The organism is Streptomyces sp. NPDC058751 (assembly GCF_042746485.1).
GTDB lineage: Bacteria > Actinomycetota > Actinomycetes > Streptomycetales > Streptomycetaceae > Streptomyces.
This window is the reverse complement of record NZ_JBHYPZ010000014.1, coordinates 57,067-80,685: the sequence shown is the minus strand read 5'-3', so window position 1 is coordinate 80,685 and position 23,619 is coordinate 57,067. Positions and strand designations below refer to the sequence as shown.

General features: G+C 71.0%; 19 protein-coding genes and 1 pseudogene. 8 read left to right on the top strand and 12 right to left on the bottom strand.

All coding sequences use genetic code 11. The features are described from left to right. Positions 1-55: 55 nt before the first annotated feature. From ACFW6B_RS15690 to ACFW6B_RS15670, 5 genes are all read left to right on the top strand, one after another. Complete coding sequence (locus tag ACFW6B_RS15690) at positions 56-790, top strand: MerR family transcriptional regulator (RefSeq protein ID WP_386596121.1); 735 nt, start codon at positions 56-58, stop codon at positions 788-790. Beyond that, complete coding sequence (locus ACFW6B_RS15685; RefSeq protein WP_386596119.1) at positions 787-1,716, top strand: hypothetical protein; 930 nt, start codon at positions 787-789, stop codon at positions 1,714-1,716. Before ACFW6B_RS15690 ends, ACFW6B_RS15685 begins: the two co-directional genes overlap by 4 nt. Before the next feature lie 237 nt (positions 1,717-1,953). Further along, a complete protein-coding gene (locus tag ACFW6B_RS15680) occupies positions 1,954-2,088 on the top strand; it encodes a hypothetical protein (protein ID WP_386596117.1) in 135 nt (44 codons plus the stop codon). A 255-nt stretch (positions 2,089-2,343) separates the two neighbouring features. Further along, the gene (locus tag ACFW6B_RS15675; RefSeq protein ID WP_386596115.1) at positions 2,344-3,009 is read left to right on the top strand and encodes an ArsR/SmtB family transcription factor; all 666 of its coding nucleotides are present in this window, start codon (positions 2,344-2,346) and stop codon (positions 3,007-3,009) included. After that, a complete protein-coding gene (locus tag ACFW6B_RS15670; protein WP_386596113.1) occupies positions 3,006-4,376 on the top strand; it encodes an MFS transporter in 1,371 nt (456 codons plus the stop codon). The genes ACFW6B_RS15675 and ACFW6B_RS15670 overlap by 4 nt, the downstream gene beginning before the upstream one ends. A gap of 117 nt (positions 4,377-4,493) precedes the next feature. Here ACFW6B_RS15670 and ACFW6B_RS15665 read toward each other — a convergent pair whose 3' ends face one another. The 4 genes and pseudogenes from ACFW6B_RS15665 to ACFW6B_RS15650 form a co-directional block, all read right to left on the bottom strand. Beyond that, positions 4,494-5,834, bottom strand: a complete 1,341-nt coding sequence (locus ACFW6B_RS15665; protein WP_386596254.1) for a M20 family metallopeptidase — start codon at positions 5,832-5,834, stop codon at positions 4,494-4,496. A gap of 138 nt (positions 5,835-5,972) precedes the next feature. Next, positions 5,973-6,431, bottom strand: a complete 459-nt coding sequence (locus ACFW6B_RS15660; protein WP_386596111.1) for a MarR family winged helix-turn-helix transcriptional regulator — start codon at positions 6,429-6,431, stop codon at positions 5,973-5,975. Between the two features lie 79 nt (positions 6,432-6,510). After that, a pseudogene (locus ACFW6B_RS15655) lies at positions 6,511-7,086 on the bottom strand (ATP-binding cassette domain-containing protein); the annotation flags it as partial. A 75-nt stretch (positions 7,087-7,161) separates the two neighbouring features. Further along, a complete protein-coding gene (locus ACFW6B_RS15650) occupies positions 7,162-7,638 on the bottom strand; it encodes a hypothetical protein (protein ID WP_386596108.1) in 477 nt (158 codons plus the stop codon). 494 nt (positions 7,639-8,132) lie between these two features. On the opposite strand from ACFW6B_RS15650, the gene ACFW6B_RS15645 reads away from it, so the two are divergent. Continuing rightward, entirely contained in the window at positions 8,133-11,402 is a 3,270-nt protein-coding gene (locus ACFW6B_RS15645) for a LamG-like jellyroll fold domain-containing protein (RefSeq protein WP_386596106.1), read from the top strand. Here ACFW6B_RS15645 and ACFW6B_RS15640 read toward each other — a convergent pair. Beyond that, positions 11,381-11,512 carry a hypothetical protein gene (locus tag ACFW6B_RS15640; RefSeq protein ID WP_386596104.1) on the bottom strand — a complete coding sequence of 44 codons (132 nt, stop codon included), beginning with the start codon at positions 11,510-11,512 and terminating at the stop codon, positions 11,381-11,383. The two genes, ACFW6B_RS15645 and ACFW6B_RS15640, sit on opposite strands and share 22 nt — an antisense overlap. Before the next feature lie 269 nt (positions 11,513-11,781). On the opposite strand from ACFW6B_RS15640, the gene ACFW6B_RS15635 reads away from it, so the two are divergent. Next, on the top strand, positions 11,782-12,903 hold the full coding sequence (locus tag ACFW6B_RS15635) for a peptidoglycan recognition family protein (protein WP_386596101.1): 1,122 nt from the start codon (positions 11,782-11,784) through the stop codon (positions 12,901-12,903). Positions 12,904-13,054: 151 nt separating this feature from the next. On the opposite strand, the gene ACFW6B_RS15630 is transcribed toward ACFW6B_RS15635, so the two are convergent. The 7 genes from ACFW6B_RS15630 to ACFW6B_RS15600 form a co-directional block, all read right to left on the bottom strand. Continuing rightward, a complete protein-coding gene (locus ACFW6B_RS15630) occupies positions 13,055-15,412 on the bottom strand; it encodes an AbfB domain-containing protein (RefSeq protein WP_386596099.1) in 2,358 nt (785 codons plus the stop codon). 127 nt (positions 15,413-15,539) lie between these two features. Beyond that, entirely contained in the window at positions 15,540-16,574 is a 1,035-nt protein-coding gene (locus ACFW6B_RS15625) for an ABC transporter permease (protein ID WP_386596097.1), read from the bottom strand. Beyond that, positions 16,571-17,533 (bottom strand): ABC transporter permease, encoded by a 963-nt coding sequence (locus ACFW6B_RS15620; protein WP_386596095.1) that lies wholly within the window; start codon positions 17,531-17,533, stop codon positions 16,571-16,573. The genes ACFW6B_RS15625 and ACFW6B_RS15620 overlap by 4 nt, the downstream gene beginning before the upstream one ends. Continuing rightward, positions 17,526-19,085, bottom strand: a complete 1,560-nt coding sequence (locus ACFW6B_RS15615; protein WP_386596092.1) for a sugar ABC transporter ATP-binding protein — start codon at positions 19,083-19,085, stop codon at positions 17,526-17,528. The genes ACFW6B_RS15620 and ACFW6B_RS15615 overlap by 8 nt, the downstream gene beginning before the upstream one ends. Positions 19,086-19,158: 73 nt before the next feature. After that, positions 19,159-20,250 carry an ABC transporter substrate-binding protein gene (locus ACFW6B_RS15610; protein ID WP_386596090.1) on the bottom strand — a complete coding sequence of 364 codons (1,092 nt, stop codon included), beginning with the start codon at positions 20,248-20,250 and terminating at the stop codon, positions 19,159-19,161. A 524-nt stretch (positions 20,251-20,774) separates the two neighbouring features. Further along, complete coding sequence (locus tag ACFW6B_RS15605) at positions 20,775-21,806, bottom strand: LacI family DNA-binding transcriptional regulator (protein ID WP_386596088.1); 1,032 nt, start codon at positions 21,804-21,806, stop codon at positions 20,775-20,777. Positions 21,807-21,966: 160 nt separating this feature from the next. After that, positions 21,967-22,380, bottom strand: coding sequence for a hypothetical protein (locus tag ACFW6B_RS15600; RefSeq protein ID WP_386596086.1), 414 nt, complete (start codon positions 22,378-22,380; stop codon positions 21,967-21,969). Positions 22,381-22,873: 493 nt separating this feature from the next. Between ACFW6B_RS15600 and ACFW6B_RS15595 the strand changes: the two genes are divergently transcribed. Beyond that, a complete protein-coding gene (locus ACFW6B_RS15595) occupies positions 22,874-23,509 on the top strand; it encodes a hypothetical protein (RefSeq protein ID WP_386596084.1) in 636 nt (211 codons plus the stop codon). Positions 23,510-23,619 lie beyond the last annotated feature (110 nt).

Sequence of the window (23,619 nt, the reverse complement as noted above, 5' to 3'; positions counted from 1 at the left end):
CGACGACACTTCCAGCGCTTGACCTTGACGCAACGGCAGGGTTTCTACTGGCGGCATGCGAATCGGAGAGATCGCCGCGCTCGTGGGACTCACCACCCGGGCGATCCGGCACTACCACCACGTCGGTCTGCTTCCGGAACCGGAGCGGCGCCCCAACGGCTACCGGACCTACAGCGTCCGCGACGCCGTCCTGCTCGCCCGGGTGCGCCGGCTCACCGAACTCGGCCTCGGCCTCGATGAAGTGCGCGACGTCCTCGCCGACGACGCCGGGCGCGAACTGGCCGACGTACTGGAGGAACTCGACGCCGACCTGGCCCGCCAGGAGGCCGCCATCCGGGAGCGCCGCCGCCGGCTCGGCGCCCTTCTCGCCGAGCCGCCCGGCACGACCGGACCCGTCTCACCCGCCCTCGCCGCGCTGCTGGCACAAGCCCCGCGGACGGATTCGCCGAGCGCGGCCAAGGATCGCGAGTACCTCACGCTGCTGGACGCCGCGAGCACCGGTAACCAGGAGGTTTTCGCGCTGTTCGGGAGGCTGATCGCCGATCCCGCGGTTGCGGAACTGTACGAGCGGCTCGACGCGCTCGCCGAGGCTCCTGTCGACGATCCGCGGATCGCGCCCCTGGCAGCCGACCTGGCGGCGGCCGTCCCCGAGGAGCTGTTCGCCGCGATCCCCGAGGACGGGGCGGTCGTGACCGGGTTCAAGGAGGCGTTGCTCGCCGAGTACGCCCCCGCGCAGGCGGAAGTCGTGGGCCGGCTCATGGACGCGTTCGTGGAGAGGAGCCGGGGATGAGCGGCCGGCCGGGGGGCGTACGGGTGGCGCGGGTCGCGGCAGCCGTCGTACTGGCGGGGGAACTGGCTCTGGCGGCCTGCCTGGCGGCCGGGGTCCGGCCGCCGGGGTGGGTGCCGGCGGGCGCCGAGGCGCTGGTGCTCGCGGTGCTGCTGCTGGAGGCGTGGGTGCTGCGCTCGCTGTACGCCGCCGCGCGCGCCCGCGGTGCGGGCCGCCGGGCGGCGCTGCGGGCCGCCGTGCAGGAGGCGGTGCCGGTGGCGGTCCGCCGCCTGGTCCTCCACGAATTGCGTGCCCTCGTCTCGCTGGGGCGGTGGGTCCGGCGCGGCACGCACGGGGTGCGCCCTGGTGACCTCGCCGCCGCGTACACCGGGCCTCAGACCGCGATGATGTACGGGCTGCTCTTCGTGATGGTGGTCGAGACGGTCGGCCTGGCCTTCCTCGTCCCTTGGCCTGTGGTTCACCGAGCGGTCCTGGTGCTCGACCTGTACGGCGTCGTCCTCGTACTGGCCCTGCACGCCGCCTGCGTCACCCGGCCGCACGTCGTGCACCCCGACGGCTCCCTGCGGATCCGCTACGGGGCCCTGTTCGACCTCGTCGTACCGCAGGACGCGGTCGCCTCGGTCCGGGTCGACCGACGCTACCCCGAAGGCCGCCTGGTCACCCTCTCCGAGGACGGGGTCCTCGACCTGATCGTGGGCAGCCAGACCTCGGTGACCCTGGAGCTGAACCGCCCGCTCCCCTTCACCCGCCCGCTCGGCGCGACGGGAAAGGCCCGCACCGTCCGCTTCCACGCCGACGACCCGCGCGCACTGGTCGGCGCACTCCGTCAGACCCGGGGCGCAGCGGAGTCTCCACCGGACCCGGAACGGTCCGGTGTCCGCATCGTCGCGAAACGCGAGGACGTCCGGAAGCGATCGAGTACCTCCTGACGCCGCCACCGGGGCAGAATGAGCGCCATGACGACTTGAAGAGCACCGACCGGACGGAAGTCCTGGCGCAGGGGAAGGTCCGGTTGGTCCGTCCGCGACGGTGACCGTCGGGTCTGCGTGGTGTGCCGGGAACCGGTCCGCTCCTACCAGTACCGCCTCCATCCCCCGGAGTCCTCCGGCTTCGAGCGGTGTATCGGCTTCGCCTGGTGCTCGGGGTGCCGGATCTACTCGGGTGACATGGTCCACGTTCCTCGCGAACGGGTCCTGGCCGACGCCCTCGCATCGCTGCCGGCGGATGACCGCGAACGGTTGCTGCGCGGCGAGGCCGCACTGATCGACCACCTCGACAGCCGAGACGTCGGTCGGCGATGAGCCGAGCACCACGCTGAGCCGCGCCGGGACCAGGGTCCGGCCGATGTCCTGAGCACCGTCGTGGTGCGGGTCCGCCACCTCCGCCACCAGGTCCGCCTGCAAGCCCACCGCGAGCGACCGCGGACGCGACATCGCCGTCGAGGTCACCGCCGAGAAGACCGGCCGCACCGTCGGCACCGTCGGCGGACCGGACCGCAAAGAGTTCTTCGCGGAGAATTCTTTGCGAAGAACTCTTTGCGGTCTACTGTGTGTCTCATGTCTGATGCAGTGGAGGGGCCGGACGGCCCGAACGTCGAAGAGGACTCGGTCGTCCTGGACGCCAAGGGGCTGCGTGCCCTGGCGCATCCGGTGCGCGTGCAGTTGGTCGGACTGCTGCGGAAGCACGGCCCGTCGACGGCCACCCGGCTCGCGGAGCGGCTGGGCGTGAATTCCGGTACGGCCAGCTACCACCTCCGGCAGCTCGGCGCGGCCGGCTTCGTCGAGGAGGACACCGGACGCGGCAACGCGCGCGAGCGCTGGTGGCGTTCGGTGCACCGGACCACCTGGTTCAACGACCCGGAGCTGGCCGAGCGGGAGCCCGAGGCCGCACTGGCCTACCAGCAGTCCATCGCCGCCATCCACACCATGCGCACGCAGCAGACCCTGAACGGGCTTCAGACGATGCCCCGCGCATGGCGGAACACCTTCGACCTGAGCGACTGGGCCCTGCGGCTCACGCCCGAGGAGACCGCCACTCTGTACCAGGAGTTGGCGGAAGTCGTCTCGCGCTACCGGCGAGACGCGCCGGAGACGGCGGCGAGCGCCCCCGAGGGAGCCGAGCGGGTCGCCGTGATCACACAGATCCTGCCCGAACCGGACGTACGCACCGCGTCATCGCTCCCGTCCGGCCCCCCGGAAGAGGAAGGAAACCCGACGTCATGACCGACGATGCCTCAGAGACCGGCGGCATGTCCGGCAAGAGGTCCTTACGGCCGCTGGGCGGAGTACTGGCGGCCATGGTCGTGTCACTGACCGGCACGCGGATCTCCGTCGTGGCACTGCCCTGGTTCGTCCTCGTCACGACCGGCAGCGCCACCCGGACCGGACTGGCCGCCTTCTGCGAGATGGCGCCCTACGTGCTGGTCAAGGCGTTCACCGGCCCGCTGGTCGACCGGATCGGCCCGCGGGCCGTTTCCTGGACCACCGACCTGGCCAGTGCGACCGCCGCCGCCGCGGTCCCCCTGTTCCACGCCCTGGACCTGCTCTCCTTCCCGCTCCTGCTGGTCCTGGTCGCGCTGATCGGCGCGGCCCGGGGCCCCGGCGACCTGGCCAAGGAAGTGATGGTCCCGGAGGCGGCCGAGCGCGGCCGAGTGCCCCTGGAGCGGGCCACAGGTCTGTCCGGCGTGATCGAGCGGCTCGCCGCCACCGTCGGCCTGGCGGTCGGCGGATCGCTGGTGGCGCTGCTCGGCCCTCTGACCGGACTCGCCGTCAACGCGGGCTGCTTCGCCCTCGGATCGGTGATCATCAAGCTCGCGCTGCCCCGCGGCATGGGACACGCGGCCGGGGAAGCCCCCTCTCCGGCCGGGGGAACGGAACCCGGTTACTGGCGGCGGTTCGGCGAGGGCTTCACCTTCCTGCGCGGCGAGCCTCTGCTGCTCACCGTCATCGTCATGTGCGGCATCACCAACCTGCTGGACGCGGCGATCAGCTCGGTGCTCGTACCCGTCTGGGCCAGGGAGTCCGGCAACGGGCCGGCCACGATCGGCCTGATGGGCAGCGTGATGGGGGGCGCGGCGGTCTGCGGGAGCCTGATCGCCGCGGTGGTCGCGCACCGGCTGCGGCGGCGGGTGGTGGTTTTCGGCGGGTTCCTGCTGGCCGGGGCGCCGAGGTTCCTGGTCCTCGCCTCCGACGCCCCGTTGGGGGCGGTACTGGCCGTCTTCGCGGTCAGCGGGTTCGGCGCCGGCTTCCTCAACCCCGTGCTGGGGGCCGTTCTCGTCGAGCGGGTGCCGCGCCGGATGCTGGGACGGGTCGGCGCGCTCGGTGACTCGCTGTCCTGGGCCGGTATCCCCTTCGGTGGGCTGATCGCGGGGACGGCGGTGACCGCCGTCGGACTCGTGCCGGTGCTGCTCACCTGTGGCGCGGCGTACTTCCTCACCACGAACCTGGCCGGACTGCGGCCGGAATGGCGCGAGATGGACCGTACGCGTGGGCGGGGCGCCGTGAAGACGCGTTCCGGGGAAGACGCCTCACGAGACAGTGCCGGTGTGACGAGCCACGCCGGTTCGGGGGAATCTCCCCGGCTCCGGTGAGACACCGGCCGGTCGGTGCCGGCTTCGACGGCGGGGCCGGGGTTCCGCGAGAGGGGGAAGCGGTCGGCCGCCCGGACCGTGTCCGGGCACCGGTCCGGGTGCCATCGGCGGTGGCGGTCAGTCGCCCCGGACCCCGGATCCGGATCCGCCTGTCGGGCTCTGCCCCCTGTGGGTTCGCTCCGCGATCCAGCCGGCCATCGCCCGTACGCCGATGCCGATGGCCCGCTCGTCCGGGGAGAAGTCGGGGAAGTGCGGGTAGCTCGCCGTGATGGATCCTCCGGGAGGCCGGACGCCGAGGAACGTGTAGGTGCCGGGAACGCGGTCCAGGTAGAGGGCGAAGTCCTCGCCGCTGAAGGGCGGGAAGGCGGCACGAAGCTCGGTGACCGTGTCCCGGCCGAGGGTGCGGCGCAGGTGGCGGGCGAGCAGGCGGGCGTCGTACTCCGGGCAGATCATGGCCGGGAACGGCTCGGCGGGGAAACGCACCCCCGCCCCCGCGTACGGCACGGCCACCCGGCGGATGTCTTCTCGCACCTGTGCGTACCGCTCGGGTGGCCAGCAGCGACAGGACACCTTCACCGTGGCCTCCTGTGCTGTCGCCCCTTGTGCTGTGACTTCCTGTGCCGTGGCCCGGACGGCGACGAACCGGGCCAGCGGCCCGTCGGGCGTCTGGGCGTCCGCGACGAGACGCTCCAGGTCCTCCGGGGTCCGCGGTGCGGCCACCGTGGCGAGCGCACCGATCTCGGCGGCCAGACGCCGTACGGCATCCCGCGCGTCCGGACCGGAGAGGGTCACCTCCGCCTTGTCCTGGCCCGGCATACCGTAGCCCGCGGTTCCGACGAACCGGCCGACCGGGAACGGCCCGCAGTGCAGCGCGTGGATCTCCTCGATCCCCAGACGCTCCAGCACGCCCGCGTCGATCAGTGCTCGGGCGCCGGACAGGGCCTCCTCGGCGGGCTGGAAGACGAAGACCGCCGTTCCGCTCAAGCTCCGCCGCAGCCGCGCCAGGACCCGGGCGACGCCGATGCCCACCGCGGTGTGGACGTCGTGACCGCAGACGTGGGCAGGCGCGGGGCCCGTCCCGACGATGTCCGTCGGCGGAACCGCGTCCATGTCCGCCCGGTAGGCGACGGTCCGGCCCGGCCACGAGCCCCGCAGCACACCGACGACGCCGTGGCCACCCACCCCGGTGGTCACGGCCAGCCCCGCCGCCCGCAGCTCCCGGGCCACCACAGCGGCCGTACGCCGCTCCTGCCCCGGGGCCTCGGGGTGCCGGTGGAGGTCCCGCCGCAGCTCGATCAGCGCCCGCTCGACACGCGCCGTCTCGGCGGCCACCGCCGTCCGCTCCACCGCCCCTCTCCCCCCGTCGGCGACGGCGTTACCCGCACCCGCCCATACGGTTCCCGCACCTGCCGCTGCCGCGCCGGCCAGTAACGTGCGACGCGCGAGAGCCCGCTCCATGGGACGACTCATCCTTTTCCCCTCCGGCTCGAATGCTTCTGCGAGACACACGATCGCCGCACACGGGTAGCGCTGCCCATCCGGCCAGCCACCAGTCGGGGGGTGGGGTTACCCGCACGACGAGTCACCGCCGGAGCACTAGTGATGCCAAGCCCGCCCGCCCGTGTTGTGGATGAACCGCTGCAGCACCTTGAGGGTGGTCAGGTACTCCTCGTCGGGGACGCCCGCGTGCCGTTCCGTCCAGAGCTCGTCCTGGAGGGCCGCCGCCTTCTCGTAGAACGCCCTGCCCTCAGCCGTGACGCCCAGACGTCCCCCGGCGTCCTCGGTGATCCAGCCCTGGGCGATGACCGTGTCGATCTCCGACTCCATCGCTTCCGGGCCGGCGTCGAGGTAGCCCCGGAGGAGGCGGGACACCTCGTCACGGGTCTTGACGGTCCCGGCGGCCGCCACCTGCGCGAGGACCCACCACTGCGGCTGGGTGGTTCCGATCCCGGCGAGGGCGGCCCGAATGCGGGTGACGACGGCCTTGTGGGCCGCCCAGCTCCAGTAGCCGATGGGCTGCTTGATCAGGTCGGTGTCGCTGTGCGAGTACTCCATGGCAGTATCCCGTCGTTGTCCGAGTCGGTTCGACCAGATCGACCGTAGAAACTCAACTGCCCTTGAGGTCAAGGGCGTTCCGGGTGACGTGCTCGGCGTTCAGTTCCATGTGCCCGCCGGTGAAGCGGTCGCGCATGCGCCGGTCATGGGTGACGACGACCGCGCCCCGGTAGCCGGCCAGCGCTCCTTCCAGCTCCTCGACCAGGGCCGGAGAGAGGTGGTTGGTGGGCTCGTCCAGCAGGAGCAGCTCCGGCCGGGACGCCAGGGTCGCGGCCGGCGCGAGCCGCGACCGCTCACCGCCCGACAGGGTGCTCAGGGTCCTGTCCCGGGCGAGACCCGGCAGACCGAGTCCGTGCAGGGCGATGTCCACCCGGGCATCGGCCCGTGCCACCGCGTCCTGGACGGTGGACGCGGGAGGCAGGGCCAGCGCATGGGCGAGACAGCCCGAGCCACCCGGTGCGATCACGGTCAACTCGCCGTCGCCGGGCCGGTCCTGCCCCGCGATCAGCCGGAGCAGGGTGGACTTCCCGGCTCCGTTGTCGCCGACGATGCCGACGCTGTCGCCCGGCCTGACGCTGCAGGACACGCCGTCCAGCACCACGCGCTCGCCGTAGCGGCGGGTGACGTTCCGAAGAGACAGCTGTGCGGCAGGCATGGGGGTCCCCTCGTGTCGATCGGGTTGCCTGGCCCCGTCCCGGACGCCGTCAAAGGCCGTTTCCCTCGGTTGTCGCTACGCGCCCGCCGCGGGGTCCCCGTCGCCGAGGCCTATCCACCAGTGCCCCTCGTCCTTCACCAGCAGCAGCTCCTGCCGCTGACCGGTCTGCTCGTACGTCACCGTCACCGCGTTGAAGTAGGGGACGACTCCCTCCAGCACGGTGACTTCGACGGGGCCGCCCGCCGCGCGGCCGTACTCGCGCACGTACTCGGCCGCGGTGGGCCCGGGCCGCTCGTAAGCGGGCCCGGCCAGCGCGGCGACTCCCTTCACGTCTCCGTCCTTGAGCCGCTGGACGTAGACCCGTACGACGGTGTCGACGTCCTCGGCCGTCTCCCGCACGTCGGGGTACGTGGACTTCTCCGCACGCACCGTCACGTCGACCTCGGGCGCGTCGGCCAGCGCGTAGGGCGCGCGGAACCAGTTCCACCACACCCCCGTGGTGATCCCGACGACCAGCAGACCGCCGCCGAGCAAGATGGTCAGTTTTGTCATCCGCGCCTTCCTCCAGTACCCGCTGGACCTGACGCGGCGAACGAGTGGCCGGTTCCCGTACACGAAGACAGCCGGGCGGCCGGGCCACCCGGCACCGGAAGGGTTCGTCCGGCTGCGTGGCATCGGTCCCGAGGGTGCGCACCGACGGGCGCCGGACATCGGCGCCGCGACGAGTTGCCCCAACTCGCCTCCTGACATGCCGATTTGACGGACAGGACACCTCCGTCACGGCATCCTCGGCACATCCGGCGATTCGGGACTCCGTGTCGCCCTCCGCCCTGTCGCCGGGAAGCGAAAGTGCCGCACGAGGTCTGGACAGCCTCTCCGAGGGCGTGTTGTCATACCGCTGCCAAAGAATTTCCAACGTTGAAAAGGTCGCCTTGCCGAACGCGCCCCAACCGGTGTGCAGCTTCTCCGCACGGCCTTCCCCGGGAGCCCGTACCCCTGCCCCGGCGCTCGGACGCGGTCCCGGCCTCCGCACGAGGAAAGATTCGATGACACGACACGACAACCGCCCCAGAGCCCGAGTGCTGGCGCTGCTCGCCACGGCCGCCCTGGTGCTGCCCCCGAGCGGGTTGCTGCCCGCCGCGGCGGCCGCAGCGACGACGGGCAGTGCCTCGGCACTCGCCGCCGGACAGGCCGCCGTCGAGACGCACGGCCTCAAGGGCGAGTACTTCAGCATGTCGGCCCCCGGCGCCCGGGACTTCGCCCAGCTCGGCGGGACGACACTCGACCCGCAGGTCAACTTCTCCGGTCTGACCGACACCTTCAAGGAGCTGACCGGGAAGACGGAGCACACCACCGCCCGTTGGACGGGCCAGATCGAGGCACCGGCGACGGACGACTACACCTTCTACGCGATCGGCGACAACGGCTTCCGGCTCTTCATCGACGACAAGCCCGTCATCGACCACTGGGTGGGCGACTGGGACCGGGAACAGACCGGTCAGCCCGTCCGGCTGACCGCGGGCGAGAAGCACACGTTCCGTCTGGAGCTGTTCCAGGACACCGGCGGCGCCAACATGTACCTGCGCTGGTCGACGCCGACGCTGGCCAAGCAGATCGTGCCGATGTCCGCGTTCACCCCGCCGGCCGACTTCGAGGTCTTCCCGGTGGAACTCACCGTCGCCGAGAACGGGCGGCGGCTGCGCGCCCGGTTCGAGGGACGGGCGGGAGGCATCCAGGCGGTCAAGGACCACCTGAAGGTCGAGGCCGACACGACCGCCATGCCCATCGGCTCGGTCACCTCCGTCCCCGGGGACCCCTCCTCCGTCTACGTCGACCTCTCGGAGCCCGTCCAGAAGAACCAGTTGGTCCGGGTCTCCTACGACGGCGAGGGCGGTCTGACCGCCGGCGGCAAGGCCGTGCCGAAGGTCGTCCGCTACGCGGAGAACGGCTCCACCCACCGCCTCACGACCAAGTGGGGCGACCAGGTCGACAAGAAGCACCCGCTGCCCGAGTACCCGCGCCCGCAGCAGAAGCGGTCCAAGTGGGCCAATCTCAACGGGCCTTGGCAGTTCAGCGGCGCCAAGGCCGGTGAGCAGCCGGTCTTCGGCGAGAACCTCGACGAGAAGATCATCGTGCCGTTCGCGGTCGAGTCGCAGCTCTCCGGGCTCGAACGGCACGAGGACCACATGTTCTACCGCCGGCTCGTCGACGTGCCCAAGGACTGGAAGGTGGGCAAGAGCGACCGGTCCAACCGGCTCAAGCTCAACTTCGGCGCCGTCGACTACCAGGCCCGCGTCTACGTCAACGGCACGAAGGTCGCCGACCACACCGGCGGCTACAACGCGTTCAGCGCCGACATCACCGACGCGCTGAAGGGCAGCGGCAAGCAGGAGATCGTGGTCGCCGTCACCGACACCGGCGGCGCGGACCAGCCCACGGGCAAGCAGTCCACGAACCCGGGCGGCATCTTCTACACCCAGACCTCCGGTATCTGGCAGACCGTGTGGATGGAGCCCGTGGCTCCCGCCTCCATCGAGAACGTCGTCACCACGCCCGACATCGACACCGGGACCCTGGCGGTGACGGTCGACGCCCAGGGCGCCTCCTCCTCCGCCCGTGTGCAGGCCGTCGCCCGTGACGCCCACGGCAAGGTCGTCGGCAGGGTCAGCGGGGCGGCGGACGAGAAGCTCAGCCTGCCCGTGGCGAAGCAGCACCTGTGGAGCCCGGACGACCCGTACCTGTACGACCTCGACGTCACCCTGACCGACGGCAGGTCGAGCGACAGGGTCCGCAGCTACTTCGGCATGCGGGAGATCGGCATCGAGAAGGTCGGCGGCTTCGACAAGCTCGTCCTCAACGGCAAGCCGGTCTTCTCCCTCGCCACCCTCGACCAGGGCTTCTGGCCCGACGGTCTCTACACCGCGCCCAGCGACGACGCCCTCGCCTTCGACCTCGAGGCGCACAAGAAGCTCGGCTTCAACGCGGTGCGCAAGCACATCAAGGTGGAGCCGGCCCGGTGGTTCTACCACGCCGACAAGCTCGGACTGCTCGTCTGGCAGGACTTCGTCTCCGGCAACCTGACCGACGAGACGGGCAGGAAGGCCTTCGTCGACCAGGGCCGGGAGATGATGCGCCAGCACCACGACTCCCCCTCCGTGATCGGCTGGATCGTCTTCAACGAGGGCTGGGGCGAGTGGAACCGTGAGGAGACCGGCCGTATCACCGAGGCCGTGAAGGCCGCCGACCCCTCGCGTGTCGTCAACGCCCACAGCGGTGTCAACTGCTGCAACTCCAAGGGGGACTCGGGCAAGGGCGACATCATCGACCACCACGACTACAACAACGACGACCCGTCCTTCCCGGACGGCCGGCGGGCCGCCATGGACGGCGAGCACGGCGGCTTCACCCTGCGCTCCCCCGGTCACATGTGGCCCGGAGCCCCCACGGTGATCTACAGCGGTGTCACGACCAAGGCGGACCTGACCCGCAGGTACGTGGAGAACACGGAGAAGTTCTACGTCGAGCAGGCCGGCGCCGAGCTGTCGGGCTCGGTGTACACGCAGATCACCGACCTGGAGAACGAACTCAACGGCCTCTACACGTACGACCGGCGTGACATCAAGGTGGACGCCGCCGAGGTCCGGAAGGTCAACCTCAAGGTCATCGCCGCGGGTGCCGCGGCGGGACAGAAGGAGCTGAAGGGCGGCCGCTGGACCCTCGACGAGGGCACCGGCACCACCGCCGGGGCCAGCGGACCCGACGGCACCCCCCTCACCCTGCGCGAGGGCGCTTCCTGGACCGACGGCGTCAGCGGCAGCGCCCTGAAGTTCGACGGCCAGAAGCAGTACGCGCAGACCTCGGGTCCGGTGCTCGACACCAGCGGCAGCTACTCGGTGTCCGCCTGGGTCCGGCTCGACGGCCTCCCCGGCAACTACGCCACCGCGGTCAGCCAGGACACCCGTGCCCTGGCCAACTCGTTCTACCTGCAGTACGGACACGGCAACTTCGCCTTCAGCACCCCGGACGAGCGCCGCGCCCAGGTGTCCGTCCCCGCGGAGACGGGCCGCTGGTACCACCTCGTCGGCGTCCGTGACGCCGGAACCGGCCAGATCCGGCTGTACCTCGACGGAAAGCTCGCGGCGACGGCCACCGGCGGTACCGCCCTCCCGAGCACCGGCCCGCTGACCGTCGGCCGCGCCCACTGGGACGGTTCGAACGTCGACTTCTGGAACGGCGCGGTGGACGAGGTCCACGCCGTCGACCGGGCTCTGAGCGCCGAGGAGGTCAGCAGCCTCTACAGCGAGGAGAAGCCGTAGTCGGCAGCACCCACGAGAGCGGTCCCGGTGGCGGCGGGGAGACCTCCCGCCACCGGGACCGCCGCTGTTCGCCACCGGGTGGGGCGGCGCGAGCGGGTCGACATCGTCACTGACGGAGTGTCATACCTGCTCGCAGCGCCGCCCACTTGTATGTTCCGACTACCAACTCCCCGTGAGCAAAAGGCTTTTGGGTGGCGAGAGGCGGCACCCCGGTCGAGTGATACGTACCGCCGCCTCGTATAAAGAGTCAGTACTGAGGGAGATCGTTTCCGTCCGCCCCTGCGACCCGCCCGGCATGCGACCCCCGGGCGGAGGGGGGCGGCGGGTCCCCCTCTTCATGCGCCACTTGAAAGGACCCTTTGTGCGCAAGAAGCTCCTCTTGAACCGTCGTACCGTCCTCATGGCGGCCGGTGCCACGGTCGGCGTCGCGGCCGGCCTGACGGCCGTACCGGCGATCGGTGCGCCGGCCCCCGTCACGACCGCTTCGGGCGTGCGCACGGTCAGCGTGCCTCGTACACGTGCGAAGTCCGTCACCGGTGCCGCCGCCCGGGTCGTACAGGCCGACTTCCCCGTGGAGCACGTCGCCGTCAGCTGGACCGGGCCCAGGCGGGGCGGAAGCATCCGGCTGATAGGCCAGGACGGCAGCCGTGGCGCGTGGACGGCGCTGAAGCCGGTCTGCGGGGCCGGTGCCGACGGGGACGGCGGGGACCCGGCGAAGAGCGTGAGCGTGCTGGTGCCGGCCGGCGGGGCCGCCGGGTACGAGCTGCGGCTGCCGGACGGCGCGACCGACGTGCGTTCCACCGCCCTCGACACGGTCAACGGGCCGTCCAAGAAGGTCGCCGCGACCGCGACCGCGCGGGCGGGGCGGATCGCGGACGTCGAGTACATCACCCGGGCCGAGTGGGGCGCCGACGAGTCCCTGCGCTTCAAGGCGGACGGCACCGAGAACTCGCCGCCGGCCTACTACCCGGCCCAGGTGATGACCGTGCACCACACGGCGGGCGTCAACGGCGACCCCGACCCGGCGGCCACCATCCGGTCGTACTACTACCTCCACGCGGTCACGAACGACTGGGGCGACATCGGCTACCACTTCCTGATCGACGAGGCGGGCCTCATCTACGAGGGCCGTTACTCGGGCACGGACGGCATCCCCGCCCATGACGCGAGCGGGAAGATGGTGACCGCCTTCCACACCTCCGGCAACAACTCGGGCAACCTCGGCATCGCCCTGCTCTGCAACTCCAACGAGCAGCCCCCGACGGCCGCGGCCCGCCAGTCGCTCGTCCGGCTGCTGGGTGCGCTGTCCTCGTACCACGGTTTCGACCCCGAGGCCGCCGTCACCTTCGTCAACCCGGTCAACGGCGCCAGCAAGAACGTCCAGACGGTCAACGGCCACCGTGACTGGCTCGCCACCGAGTGCCCCGGCACCACGCTGTACGACGACATTCCCGCCCTGCGCAAGGACGTCGCGGCGGCGCTGTCGAAGCCCCAGGCCTGACGGCGGACCCGGACTGCCGGGCTGCCGGCCTGGCGGGACGGCAGGTGACATCGGACTGACGCCGTCGGCGGTCTCCTCGACCGCCGACGGCGTCACGCGCCCGTCATGGACCGCACCCCGTTCACGGGCCGCGACAGGTCCTGGGCGGGGGTCACGGCGCCCAGGCCGCCTCCACCGCCCAGGTGGTGTCCTCGGTGAACAGGGCGGGGTTGTCCCAGGTGTGTGTGCCTCCCGGGGTGGCCAGCCACAACTCCGCGTTGATGTGGCGCAGGTACTGCTCGGGGAAGTTGTACGCCGACAGCCTCACGCCGCCGTTCGCGCCGCGGACGGGGCAGAAGGTGGCGTCGGCGCGGAACAGGTCGGTGTTCCCCGACTCCTTGTAGACGCGGAAGTCCCGGTGGCGCAGGTACTCGCCGGGGTAGTTGCGCGACTCGAAGCTGTAGCAGGTGTTGTCGGCGAGACCGGGGACGATCCTCCAGGTGGCGTCGTTCTTCAGCAGGGTGTCGCTGCCGCTGCCCACGACCTCCGTGAAGAGCGCGCCGGCCCTGTGGCGTGCGTAGCGGTCGGTGTAGCCGGGTGTCGTCACCCGCAGGGACCTGTAGCCGGTGGGCAGGGTGACCGGTGCCGTGGAGCCCTGCGAGGCGTCGATGAGCGCGCGGTTGGCGGCCCTGACCCGTGCCTCGTCGACCTTGACCACCTGGCGGTCGTAGGTGAGCAGGCCGTTGACCTCGTTCTCCACGTCGGTGATCTCGGTGTAGACCGAGGCCGACAGGCCCCGGGGCATGCGCACCTCGCGGATCGCGTCCAGCAGACCCACGAACCGGTTGTTCAGGTGGGCGAGGTCCGGCTGGTCCTCGTAGCTGAAGCCGCCGCCGGGATACCACTCGTGACCGGTCACCTTGAAGCCGAGTCCGCCGAACTCGCCGAGCACCGCGGCACGGGTGGCGCTGGGCACCGTGGTGCCCGGGCCGACGTAGACGTGGTGGTCGAGGAGGTCGCCGTTGCCGCCGTCGACGGCCCCGCAGCAGTTGATGCCGCTCATGTTGTCGACGAGCCGCGAGGGGTCGTAGGCCTTGACCCTGTCGGCGATGCGGGCCTGGTCGTACTGGCCCCAGCCCTCGTTCTGGTCGACCCACACGACCAGGGAGGGTGAGCTGCGGTGCTGGTCGATGATGCGGTCGTACTCGGCCTCCCACTGGGTGCGGGCCGCGGCGTCGGGGGTGCGCTCCATGGACGGCATGTCCTGCCAGACCAGCAGCCCGAGCCGGTCGGCCCAGTAGAACCAGCGCTGGGGTTCGACCTTGATGTGCTTGCGGACCATGTTGAAGCCCAGGTCCTTGTGCTTCTGCAGGTCGTGGCGGAGGGCGGCGTCGGTGGGCGCCGTGTAGATGCCGTCCGGCCAGTAGCCCTGGTCGAGGGTACCGGTCTGGAAGACGAACTTCCCGTTGAGGACGGGCCGTTGGTAGCCGCCGACACTGGCGAGGGCGATGGTGCGCATGCCGGTGTAGCTGCCGACGGAGTCGACGGCGGTGGTGCCCAAGAGCAGGTCGGCCCTGACGTCGTAGAGGAAGGGGTCGTCCGGGGTCCACAGGTGCGGGTTCGGGACGGGCACGGTAAACTCGGTGCCCACCGGGCCGGTGGCCGTGCCCACGACGGTGCCTCCGCTGGAGACCGTGACACGGGCGGTGTGACCGCTGGTCCCGGTGCCGCGGACGGTCACCTTGAGACGGCTGTTCACCGGGTCGGGGACCATGTCCAGCCGGCCGACGCGCGCGGACGCGGTCGGCTCCAGCCACACCGTCTGCCAGATGCCGGACGCGGCGGTGTAGAGGATGCCGCCGCCGGAGTGCGGGGCGACGTCACGGATGCGCTGCTTGCCGATGGCCTGGGTGCCGGTCTCCGTGGGGTCCCAGACGGAGACGACGACCGTGTTGGTGCCGCCGTTCAGCAGGTCGGTGATGTCGTACGAGAAGGCGTCGTAGCCGCCGCTGTGGACGGCCCCGGCCTGCTGCCCGTTGACCCACACGGTCGTACGCCAGTCGGCGGCGCCGAAGTTGAGCTGGACGCGGCGGCCGTTCCAGCCGGAGGGGACGGTGAAGGTGCGCTTGTACCAGAGCTTGTCGTTCTGGGTGATCTTGCGCTGGATGCCGGAGAGCGCGGACTCGGCGGCGAACGGGACCCGGATCTGTTCGGAGAACGAGGCGGGCTGCCCGGCGCTCGCCGAGGTGACCGCGAAGTCCCAGATGCCGTTGAGGTTGGCCCAGTCGGGGCGGGTCAGCTGGGGGCGGGGGTATTCGGGGAGGGGGGTGTCGACGGGGACCTGGTTGGTCCAGGGGGTGGTCATCGGTGACGGCTTGGGGGTCCACGCCTGGGGTGCGGCGGTCGCGGGACCGGTGGCCGTCAGTGCCGTGCCGCCCGCCAGGGTGAGCACGGCGAGCGCGGTGGTCGCCCGGCGCGCTCTCCGTCTCAGCCAGGCGAACGCCCTTCGGCCTGCGGGTGCTTGACGCATCGTGCCTCCTTGACTCGTGGGGTGGGGAGACGTACGCGTGCGAGAGGAAGGCGGCCGGGACGGGTCCGGCCGCCTGGAACCGGTACCGACGGCCGGTTTGGGGCTCGGCCGTCGGCACCGGGGCTTGTCACATCAGTTGCCGGCGGCGTCCGAGCCAGGTCTGCGCGATGACGACCACGGCGAGGAAGGCGCCGCTGACGACCTGCTGGTAGGAGGAGTCGAGCGAACCGATCTGGTTGATGACGTTCTGGATCACCTTCAGCAGCAGCACGCCGACGAGCGAGCCGCTGACGTAGCCGAGTCCGCCGGTCAGCAGGGTGCCTCCGATGACGACGGCGGAGATGGCGTCCAGCTCCATGCCGCTGCCGAGGATGGTGACGCCGGAGGCGAGCCAGGCGGCGTTGAGGGCACCGGCGAGGCCGGCGAGCAGACCCGACAGCGCGTAGACGAGGATCTTGGTACGGGCCACGGGGGCGCCCATCAGCGCGGCGGCGTCCTCGTTGCCGCCGACCGCGTAGACGTGCTGTCCGAAGCGGGTCCGGCGCAGCACGACCGCTCCCGCGACGAACAGCGCGAGCGCGATCCACACCGGATTGCCGAGGCCGAGGAGGCTGCCCTGGCCGAGTTCGGCGAGGAAGGAGCCCTTGCCGATCAGGTAGGTCTCGGCGCCCTCGTCGGTGAGCGCCAGCATCAGTCCGCGGGCGCCGAGCATGGCGGCGAGCGTGACGATGAAGGGCGCGAGGCGGGATCGGGCGATCAGCAGGCCGTTGACGACGCCGATCAGTCCGCACACGGCGAGCGGCAGCAGCAGGGCCACCAGGGTGCCGTGCCGGGATCCCCAGGCGGCCAGGACTCCGCCGAGGGCGAACTGGGAGCCGACGGACAGGTCGATCCCGCCGGTGATGATCACGAAGGTCATGCCGAGGGCGACGATCGACAGGAAGGCGGAACTGGTCGCCATGTTGCTGACGTTGTCGCCGGTGGCGAAGGAGTCGAAGGACAGCGACGCGACCAGGGAGACGACGAGCAGGACGGCCAGGGCGCCGTGCTGCTGGACGAGTGCGCCCAGCCGCTCGGAGCGGGCGGAGCCCACCGGGTGGGCGTCCTGGGACGGTTCGATGCTCACGGTGGTCACGGGCGCGTCCGTTTTCGTGGTGGTCAACTCTTCCCCCGTCCCCGTGCCGCGTAGACGGCGACGACGATCACGACGGCTTGGGCGATCTGGGTCCAGGAGGGCGGCAGATCGTGCTTGATGAGGGTGGCGGTGAGGAGCTGGATGAGGACCGCTCCGGCGACGGTGCCGGCGATGTTGACGCGGCCGCCGGTCAGGGGGGTGCCGCCGACCACGACCGCGGTGATCGCGGAGAGTTCCATCAGGTTGCCCAGGGAGGTGGGGTCGCTGGCCTGGAGACGGGCGGTGGCGAGGACGCCCGCGACCGCGGCGAGGAGCGCGCTGATGACGTAGACGATGATGAGCACGCGGCGGACGGGCAGACCGGCGAGCTGTGCGGCGGGGCGGCTGTCGCCGATCGCCAGGAGCTGGCGTCCGAAGGTGGTGCGGCGCATCACGAAGGCCAGCAGCACGGCCAGGGCGGCGGCGACGATGATCAGGTAGGGGAAGCCGAGGAGGTCGCCGGAGCCCAGGGAGCCCAGCGTGGGATTGCGCAGGTCCTTGAGCTGGGGCAGCAGCACCAGGGCGAGTCCTCGGCCGCCGACCATGAGGGCCAGGGTGGCGACGATCGGCTGCACCCCGACGAAGGCGACCAGGGCTCCGTTGGCCAGCCCGACCGCGGCGGCGAACAGGGCGATCACCAGCAGTGCGGGCAGCAGTCCGTAGCCGAGGTAGAGGGCGGTCACCGAGGCGGCCAGCGCCATCACCGCGCCGACCGACAGGTCCACGCCCTCGGTGCCGATGACCAGGGCCATGCCCAGGGCGACGATGATGACGGGGGCGACCTGGACGGCCTGGGTGCGGAAGTTCTCGACGGTCAGGAAGTAGGGGGTGATGACGGTGTTGACGACGAGCAGCGCGGCGACGCCGGCGTAGACGCCGTACCGCTGGAGCCAGTTGAGGATGCGGGTCCTGTCCAGCGGGAGGGTGCGGAGGGTGGCTTCAGCCATCGACTTTCGCCTCCTTCGCCGTGTCCCGCGCGGGGCCGTTGCCGGCGATGGCGCGCATCAGCTTCTCTTCCGTGACGTCGTCGCCGGCCAGCTCGCCGACGACGGAGCCGTCCTTCAGTACGACCACGCGGTCGGACCCTTCGATGAGTTCCTCCAGGTCGGAGGAGATGAGCAGGACGCCCAGGCCGTCGGCGGCCAGCTCGTCGACGAGTTTCTGCACCTCGGCCTTGGCTCCGACGTCGATGCCGCGGGTGGGCTCGTCGAGCAGCAGCACCTTCGGGTTCATCGCGAGCCACCGGGCGAGCAGCACCTTCTGCTGGTTGCCGCCGGAGAGTTCACCGACCTTCTGGTGGGGCGAGGACGCCTTGATGCGCAGCCGTTCGACGAAGGTGTCCACGACGCTGTCGACTCGGGACTCGGAGACCAGGCCGAAGCGGGAGAGGCGGGGCAGCACGGCCAGCGCGATGTTCTCGCGCACGGACAGGCCGGGCACGATTCCCTCGCTCTTGCGGTCCTCGGGCAGCAGGCTGATGCCCGCGCGCAGGGCGGCCGGTGTCGATCCCGTCCGCAGCGGTACCCCGGCGACCGTGACGCTGCCGGAGCGCAGGGCCAGGGCTCCGGCGACGGCCTTGGCGGTCTCGGTGCGTCCGGAGCCGAGCAGTCCTCCCAGACCGACGACCTCTCCGGGACGTACGTCCAGGGAGACGCCGTGCAGCTTGTGGGGAACGGTCAGGCCGGTTGCGGCGAGGACGGGTTCGGCCCCGGCCGCCGCGTGGTCGCCGGTGAACTTGGTCAGGCCCTCCTCGCGGACCTCCCCCAGGTCCCGGCCGAGCATGGTCGACACCAGGGAGAGCCGGTCGAGGTCGGCCAGCCGGCCGTGGTGGACGCGGCGGCCGTCGCGCAGCACGGTGACCGTGCTGCACACGGCGTACAGCTCGTCGAGGCGGTGGCTCACGTAGACGACGGCGATTCCCGCGTCGCGCAGCCGCCGGATGACCGAGAACAGGGTCTCGACCTCGCGGGGTTCGAGGGAGGAGGTCGGCTCGTCCATGATGACGATCCGCGCGTCCGTGGCGACGGCACGGGCCAGGGCGACCATCTGCTGGGCGCCGACGCCGAGGGTGCGCAGCGGCCGGCGGACGTCCACGCGTACGCCGTAGGTGCTCAGGACCTCCTCGGCCTCCCGGTTCATCCGGGCCATGTCCAGCAGGCCGAACCGGTTGCGCGGCTCGCGGCCCAGGAAGAGGTTGCGGGCCACGCTGAGCAGCGGGATGAGGTTGACCTCTTGGTAGATGGTCGAGATGCCGGCCTTCTGGGCCTCCAGCGGGGTTCCGAAGGAGACCGTACGGCCCTGGAACACGACCTCACCTGCATCGGGCCGGTACACGCCGGTGAGGAGTTTGATGAGGGTCGACTTTCCGGCGCCGTTCTCGCCGATCAGGGCGTGGACCTCACCTGCGTGCAGGGTCAGGTCCACGTCGTCCAGGGCCCGGACGCCGGGGAAGGTCTTGCTCAGCCCGCGGACGGCGAGCACTTCGGCGGGGGGTGCCACCTGTTCCTCCAGGGTGCGGTGCGAGGGGTGGGAAGGACGGAGGGGGCCCGCGGGCGGGCCCCCTGAGGGAGGGTCAGTAGGCCTTGCCGATGTCGGACTTCGCGTTGTCCGGGGTGTAGGCGCCGTCCTGGATGATGACGTCCTGCGCCACCTCGTCGCCCTTGGTGAAGCCGTCCAGCGTCTGGAAGGCCAGCGGTCCGAAGCGTGGGTTGGACTCGACGACGCCGCTGATCCAGCCGTCCACGATGCCCTGGACGGCGTTGCGGGTGCCGTCGACCGTGACGATCTTGACGGCACCGGCCTTCTTGCCCGCGCCCTTCAGGGCGGCGACCGCGCCCAGGCCCATCTCGTCGTTCTCGGCGTAGATCCCCTTGATGCCGGGCTTCGACTGGATGAGCTGCTCGGTGACCTGCTGGCCCTTCTCGCGGGCGAAGTCGCCGGTCTGTTCGAAGACCACCTTCAGACCGGGCGCCTTCGCGGCGATCTGGTCCTTGAACCCCTTGGTGCGCTCGGTGGTGACGTTGTTGCCGGCCGAGCCGAGCAGGATCGCGACCTCGCCCTTGCCGCCGGTCGCCTCGATCATCTGGTCCGCGGCGCGCTTGCCCTGCTCGACGAAGTCGGAGGCGATGAAGGACACGTAGTCCTTGCAGGCCGCGGCGTTGATCTTGCGGTCGATCGTGACGATGGGAACCTTCTTGGCGGCGGCGGCCTTGAACACCGGCTCCCAGCCGTCGGAGTTGAGCGGGGCTATGACCAGCAGGTCGGCGCCCTTGGCCAGGAGGTCCTGGACGTCGCTGATCTGCTTGGAGAACTGCGACTGGGCGTTGGCCGTCAGCAGCTTGACGCCCCGCTTCTTCGCCTCGTCCTTGATGGACTGCGTCTCGGCGATGCGGAAGGGGTTGGCCTCCTTCTCCGACTGGGAGAAGCCGACGGTGGCGTTCTCGAGGTCCAGCTTCTTTCCGCCGAACGCGTCGATGGTGCAGGTCTTGCTGCCCGGCTTGGGCTCGGCGACCTTCTGCTCGGAGCCGGCGGCGGCCGATGACGTGGTGTCGCTCGCCCCGTCGTCCTCCGACTTGGCGCAGGAGGTGGCGGTCAACGCCACGAGCGCGGCCAGGGAGACGACCACGGGACGGGCGAGGAGACGACGGTGTGTAGTGCGCTGCATGGTGACCCCGATCCGGGTGACGCTGAAAGGGCACTGGGGAGACGGTGCGGGCAGAGGTTGGGCACGGTCCGGCCGAGTGGTGCTTCTCCCCCGGCGGGAAAGAACGTCCAACCCGCCGCACAGAGTTTTTACATCGTTGGAAGGACGCTGTAAACCCCCTGTGCACACCGCGTGCACGGCATGCCGTGAACAACCTGTTTCCCCACCGCAACCGATGCGACGGTGACGGGCGCGGCCCGGACGGAGCGAGGCGCACTCGCAAACGCGGTCAGGAGCCGGGCAGCCGTCCGGGCCCGTCGAACCGGGCCCAGGGGGCCGGGTACGCGGGCGCACCGAACCGCGACACGCGCCGCACAGCTGCCTTTCGACGACGCGTCAGACCGCGCCGGACCGCGCGCGCATCGCACGCGGGCACACCCGCGCCGGGAGGCGCGTGGACAGGAAGGCCGGAACACCCCGGCGTGCCGGGCCACCCGGGGAAGGGCTCGACGGCCTTCGGATTTGCACTCGCAGAGCCCGCGGGATCACACGGGGCCGCGTCCGCCCGCCACCCGCCCCAGGGTGCTCTCGCGTTCCACCAGGCGGTACTCCGCCCAGACGCGGTGCGGTTCGGTCACCTCGTTGCCGCCGAGCCGCGCCAGCACGGACTCGACCGCCAGCCGGCCGATGGCTTCCTTGTCCGGCGAGACGGAGGTGAGCGTCACCGCGCCGAAACGCCCCTCGACCACGTCGTCGAAGCCGACGACCGCGATGTCCTCGGGAATGCGCAGCCCCCAGTCGAAGATCACGCGCATGGCGCCGATGGCCATGAGGTCGTTGTAGGCGAAGACGGCGTCGGGGCGCCGTCCGGACTCCAGGATGCGGCGCATGGCGGCCGCGCCGTCCGCGTGGCCCCATCCGTCGGTGGCCGCGACGAGTCCCTCGTCGGCCGACAGACCGGCGGCCGTCAGCTCCTCGCGCCAGCCGCGGACGCGCAGTTGGGCGGGCTCGCTGCGGCCGCGCCGCGCGCCGATGAAGGCCACCTCCCGGCGTCCGAGCCCGATCAGATACCGGACGGCCGCACGGGCGGCTGCGACGTTGTCGATGCCGATGTGGTCGTACGGCGCGTCGTAGTCGCGCTCTCCGAGCAGCACCAGCGGAACGTTCTCCGCGCGGTCGCGCAGGTCTTCGTCCTCCAGCTCGATGGGACTGAGGATGAGACCGTCGATGACCCTGGCCCTGAAGCCCTGGCTGACCAGGACCTCCTGCTCGCGACTCCCGCCGGTGTGGTCCAGCAGCACGATGTACTCGTGCGCGGCGGCGGCGTCGATGACCGCGGCCGCGAGCTCGGCGAAGTAGGGGTTGCCGAGTTCGGGCAGTGCGAGCGCGATGATGCCCGTACGGCCCTTGCGCAGATGCCGGGCGGCCAGGTTGGGCCGGTAGCCGAGCGCGTCGATGGACCGCTGGACCCGCTCGCGCATGGCGGGCGTGACATGCTGGAAGTTGTTCACCACGTTGGAGACGGTCTTGATGGAGACACCCGCGTGCGCGGCAACGTCCTTGAGGCTGACCCGCACGGCATTCCCCTTTTCAGCGTCCCGGCCGGACCGGTCGGAGCGGGTACGGAGTCGTCGGCGTCACCGGCGCGCGGCGTGCTCCGACTCCCTCGTACGTGATTTTTACAACGTTATACATGCGTCCTTGCCGCACTGACAAGGCATCGGGCGTCGCCGTGCGTCACTCGGCGGCGGTCGAGAGCGAGTCCACGATCCGGTGCGCGTACTCGTCGTCCGGGCCGAGGTCCTGAACCGCCCGACGTGCCTCCCGGGTCCGGCCCGTCTCGCACAGCAGCTGGACGAAGACGTACAGGGCACCTCGATCACCGTCCTTGGCGCGGTCGCGCAGGGCCGCCTCCATCCCCCTGTCGCGAAGCGCCCTGTTGAGTCTCCGGCGTGCGTGGACGTCCGTGAGAGCTCGCTCCGTGAGTTCCGGGAGCCGTTCCGCACGGGCGAGCAGATCCATGTGCCGCAGATGGCTGTCGTGCCTGGAGTGATCGGTGGAGTAGCACTCGGCGTGGGCGCTCACCAACGCGATGGCGGCGTCCCAGTCCCCACGCCGTTCCGCTGCCCGTGCCTGCTCGAACCACTTCACGAGGTGAGTATCGCGTGACACCGCCCCGTACGGCATCGCGGGGGCGCGACGAACGTCCGCCGCACGGTGGCTCCCCCGGGGCCGCTCACCCGGCGCCGCCCGGCATCGGTTCAGCGCCGCCGCTCACGGACACCCGGCGAGGACCGCAGGACCTCGCCCGGCCGCTCCTTCAGCACCCGCCCGAGCAGCGTCCGCTGCCCGTGTCACCATCCGTGAACCTGACCCGTCCCGTCGTGCGCCCTCTGCTCTGCCCGCCTTCTCCCCGCAAGGGGTCATCGTGCTGAACCAGGGATTCGTCCACAGCCGGATCGTCCCGGCCTCACTCCGCCAGGAGTTCCAACAGGGGTTCCGGGAGGGGTGGCTCCGCCGGCCGATCCCGTACGACGTCGCCGAGGGCGGGGCTGCCGGGAGAGCCGCTGCCCTTACGGCGTCGGCCGGTCGGCGGTGTCCGCGTGCGGTCCGAGGCACAACCGGTCCAGGTGAGAATGACGCGGTGTTGATCGTGAATGCCGTCCTGGAGACCCCGGACACCGCCGACTTCTCTTTCTGGCCGGTGGCCGACCTGCCCCCGTACCGGTTCATGCCCCTGTCGGGCGGTATGTCCCTGCTCGAAGTCGGAAGCGCGCTGGCCATGCTGGCTCAGTACAACTCGCGGGCAGGTGACGACGACCGCCCCTCGACGGACGCCGACGAGGCGGTTCGCCGCCTGCTGGAGAGTGACAAGGTCATCGCGCCAGGAGGTCTGCACATCCACGACACCCGAACCGACGTCACCGTCCGGCCGGGATGTTGTTGCGGCCTGGAGGACTGGCGCGAGTGGCTCGCCGTCACGGACGGAGAGACCCCGTGGCTCGGCCATGACCCTTCACCAAGGCTCGAGCACGCCGACGGCGTCGTGCGGCTGTGGAACGATCAAGAGGATTCCGGGCCGCCCGTCGAGATCGTGGTGGGCGACCTACCGGGGATCCTGCATACCGTGCAGGAAGGACTGCGAGGCTTTCTCTCCCTCACCGAGCGGTGGGCCGCTCACCGTGTTCCGGCTCTCGCCGAGGACCTGACGGCAAGACTCGACGAAGACCTGGCCGTCAGCGCACCACTGCCGGGCACCAGTGGCCGACGCACACCGTGACCGAGCACGAGATCCGTGCCGGAGCCCGCATGGCTCCGGCACGACTTCCGTGAGGTCGAATCGGTCCTCGGCGCAGCTGGAACCCACCACCGGCCGGCGGGCCCCGGGCA

Coding starts and splice junctions, on each gene's coding strand:
- ACFW6B_RS15690 (WP_386596121.1), top strand. CDS start 56: ATGCGAATCGGAGAGATCGCCGCGCTCGTGGGACTCACCACCCGGGCG.
- ACFW6B_RS15685 (WP_386596119.1), top strand. CDS start 787: ATGAGCGGCCGGCCGGGGGGCGTACGGGTGGCGCGGGTCGCGGCAGCC.
- ACFW6B_RS15680 (WP_386596117.1), top strand. CDS start 1,954: ATGGTCCACGTTCCTCGCGAACGGGTCCTGGCCGACGCCCTCGCATCG.
- ACFW6B_RS15675 (WP_386596115.1), top strand. CDS start 2,344: ATGTCTGATGCAGTGGAGGGGCCGGACGGCCCGAACGTCGAAGAGGAC.
- ACFW6B_RS15670 (WP_386596113.1), top strand. CDS start 3,006: ATGACCGACGATGCCTCAGAGACCGGCGGCATGTCCGGCAAGAGGTCC.
- ACFW6B_RS15665 (WP_386596254.1), bottom strand. CDS start 5,834: ATGGAGCGGGCTCTCGCGCGTCGCACGTTACTGGCCGGCGCGGCAGCG.
- ACFW6B_RS15660 (WP_386596111.1), bottom strand. CDS start 6,431: ATGGAGTACTCGCACAGCGACACCGACCTGATCAAGCAGCCCATCGGC.
- ACFW6B_RS15650 (WP_386596108.1), bottom strand. CDS start 7,638: ATGACAAAACTGACCATCTTGCTCGGCGGCGGTCTGCTGGTCGTCGGG.
- ACFW6B_RS15645 (WP_386596106.1), top strand. CDS start 8,133: ATGACACGACACGACAACCGCCCCAGAGCCCGAGTGCTGGCGCTGCTC.
- ACFW6B_RS15630 (WP_386596099.1), bottom strand. CDS start 15,412: ATGCGTCAAGCACCCGCAGGCCGAAGGGCGTTCGCCTGGCTGAGACGG.
- ACFW6B_RS15620 (WP_386596095.1), bottom strand. CDS start 17,533: ATGGCTGAAGCCACCCTCCGCACCCTCCCGCTGGACAGGACCCGCATC.
- ACFW6B_RS15610 (WP_386596090.1), bottom strand. CDS start 20,250: ATGCAGCGCACTACACACCGTCGTCTCCTCGCCCGTCCCGTGGTCGTC.